This is a genomic window from Dehalococcoidia bacterium (assembly GCA_028711995.1).
GTDB lineage: Bacteria > Chloroflexota > Dehalococcoidia > SZUA-161 > SpSt-899 > JAQTRE01.
The window spans coordinates 1-2,927 of record JAQTRE010000228.1 but is presented as its reverse complement, the minus strand read 5'-3'; the positions used below and the strand labels follow the sequence as shown (position 1 = coordinate 2,927).

Sequence of the window (2,927 nt, the reverse complement as noted above, 5' to 3'; positions counted from 1 at the left end):
GAATCCCTGGCGTGAACAGGCACGAGACATTGATGAACCTCAAGAGCTACAAGCGTGCTTTTGGGCTGCCGCCCCTGCGCAGACAACAAGCAAGAGATAGTAAAACGCTGACCTGTCCGGTGTGAGATATCTCACGGCGGATATGGCCCGGATAATGACCAAACGAATGAGAGACGGAGGGATATCAAAATAGATTCTGATGGAACCTTGTGACAGCAAGGTTTATTTAACAAATTAGAAACGGAGTGGCACACGGGCAATCGCGTTCCGGCCGATCGGCCAAATCAAATAACTAGGAGGCCAAGAAATACCCATGGTCCAGACGAGACAGAGCTACGAAGCGGCATTCCGGGAATCGGTGGAACATCCAGACAAGTTCTGGGGCAAAGCCGCCATGGATGTAGTGTGGAACAAGCCCTATGAAAAGGTACTGGATGACAGCAACGCCCCATTTTATCGGTGGTTCGTCGGCGGTGAGCTGAATACCTGCTACAATGCTCTTGACGTCCATGTCAAGAACGGACGGGCCGACCAACTGGCAGTCATTTATGACAGCCCCATGACCCAGACAATACAGAAGTTCACCTATGCCCAGTTCCTCGACAGGGTATCGAAATTCGCTGGCGTTCTCAAGGCCAATGGCGTGACCAGGGGCGACCGTGTTGTTCTGTATATGCCCATGATCCCCGAGGCGCTGGTTGGGATGCTGGCCTGCGCCCGTATCGGTGCGATACATTCCGTGGTGTTCGGCGGATTTGCACCGGGAGAGCTCGCTATCCGCATCAACGATGCTCAACCAAAAGTCATCCTTTCTGCTTCCTGCGGCATGGAGGGGAGCAAGATTATCCAGTACAAGCCTCTCCTCGACAAAGCTATCGAAATGGCCACGCACAAACCTCAGAAGTGCATCATCTTCCAGAGGAAACAGGCGAGAGCCACCTTGGTGGCAGGCCGAGACCTCGATTGGGAAGACCAGGAAAAGAGTGGCAAGCCCACTGACTGCACCATCGTCAAGTCAACCGATCCTCTCTACATCCTCTACACCTCCGGCACCACGGGAATCCCCAAAGGTGTAGTACGCGACAATGGCGGCCATGCCGTAGCGCTCAAGTGGACGATGAAAAACATCTATGACATGCAGCCGGGGGACGTGTTCTGGGCAGCCTCTGATGTGGGTTGGGTTGTAGGGCATTCATACATTGTATATGCTCCCTTGCTCTATGGCTGCACAACCATAGTATACGAGGGCAAGCCCGTTGGCACCCCTGATCCCGGGTCTTTCTGGCGCATCATCTCCCAACACAAGGTGAAAGCCCTGTTCTGCGCTCCGACGGCTTTCCGAGCCATTAAGAAAGATGATCCCAACGGAGAATTCCTCAAAAAATACGACATTCCCCATTTCAGGACTCTGTTCATGGCTGGTGAAAGGCTTGATCCGGATACATACCACTGGGCCAGCAATATGCTCAAGGTCCCGGTAGTCGACCATTGGTGGCAGACCGAAACCGGCTGGGGTATTGTAGGAAACTGCACAGGCTTGGACTTCCTCCCCATAAAGGCCGGATCGCCGACCAAACCGCTACCTGGCTATCAGGTGGTCATCGTAGACGCCAATGGCAAACCAGTACCCGCGGAGACAGAAGGCTCCGTCCTGCTGAAGCTGCCGCTACCTCCCGGAACACTGCCCACGCTGTGGCAGAACGACGAAAAATACAAGCAGTCCTATCTCGACCCATTCCCCGGCTACTACTTCACCGGTGATGGCGGATACATTGATGAGGATGGATATGTCTTTATCATGGGCAGAATCGACGACGTAATCAATGTGGCCGGCCATCGTCTGTCCACCGGCGGCATGGAAGAGGTCGTTTCCAGTCATCAAGATGTCGCGGAATGCGCTGTCATCGCAGTGGCCGATGATTTTCGGGGAGACATTCCAATCGGACTGGTGGTCCTCAAAGCAGGAGTCACCAAGGACCCGAAGATCGTCATCAAGGAACTGATCGAGATGGTCCGTGAACGCGTTGGCGCTTTCGCCTACTTCCGCAATGTCGCCGTGGTCAAGCGCCTGCCCAAGACACGATCGGGCAAAATACTTCGCGCCACCATGCGCAAAGTCGCCAATGGCGAACAATACGCGGTTCCCTCGACGATTGATGACCCCGCCATCTTGGGAGAAATCGGGGAAGCTCTGAAGCCACTGGGGTTCGCAGTTGCGAAGCAGTAAGGCAATAGAATGGCAAAATATGGTATTCAAAGGAGTGTAATTCGGTGTCTGAAGGAACGAAAATAGGTAACCCTGCGGCTGTGGGACTGGCAGGGTTTGGTGGCGCAACGCTACTGCTGCAATTCGCTAACCTGGGATGGTGTGGTGATGGAATCGTAGTATGTTGTGCCATTTTCTTCGGCGGTCTGGCACAGCTTATTGCCGGGCTACAGGAATTCCGCACGGGCAACAACTTCGGCTATGCAGTGTTCGCAACCTACGGAGCATTCTGGATGGCCCTGGCGGGAATCCTCATTTGCTTGTTGAACGGGTGGCTCGGCATCACCGCTAAGGATGTCGGCTACTTCATGGTGGTCTTCAGCGTACTGACCTTCATGTACTTCATCGGGTCATTGATGATAAGCAGGGCTCACGCGTTCACTTTCTTTACGCTGCTCTTGGGATTCATCTTCTTAGACATCTTCTTCCTTGGCAGCGGCTCGTCAGCATTCAAAAAGGTGGGGGCTGTCGTTCTGATCGTTTGTGCTTGCAGCGCCTGGTACATGATGATGCACGTGGTCCTTGCAGACCTGGGAGTAAAACTGCCGCTCGGCAAGCCGCTTGTAAAAGCAGCTCCGGAACCCAAAACGAAAGCAATAGAAGCTGCATAGCAACAAAAAACTGGAATCAACAAAAAGGGGGTGGCTGATGAGAGCACCAA

Annotated in this window: 2 protein-coding genes; both read left to right on the top strand. The window is 53.6% G+C overall.

Features of this window, described 5'->3' with window-relative positions:
- The first annotated feature begins 313 nt into the window (after positions 1 to 313).
- A complete protein-coding gene (locus PHV74_15935) occupies positions 314 to 2,227 on the top strand; it encodes a propionyl-CoA synthetase (protein ID MDD5095842.1) in 1,914 nt (637 codons plus the stop codon).
- Between the two features lie 44 nt (positions 2,228 to 2,271).
- Complete coding sequence (locus tag PHV74_15930; protein ID MDD5095841.1) at positions 2,272 to 2,877, top strand: acetate uptake transporter; 606 nt, start codon at positions 2,272 to 2,274, stop codon at positions 2,875 to 2,877.
- The last annotated feature ends 50 nt before the right edge of the window (positions 2,878 to 2,927 follow it).

What these genes read in the sequence shown, in the direction of transcription:
- PHV74_15935 (MDD5095842.1), top strand. Translation starts at nt 314, where the DNA reads ATGGTCCAGACGAGACAGAGCTACGAAGCGGCATTCCGGGAATCGGTG.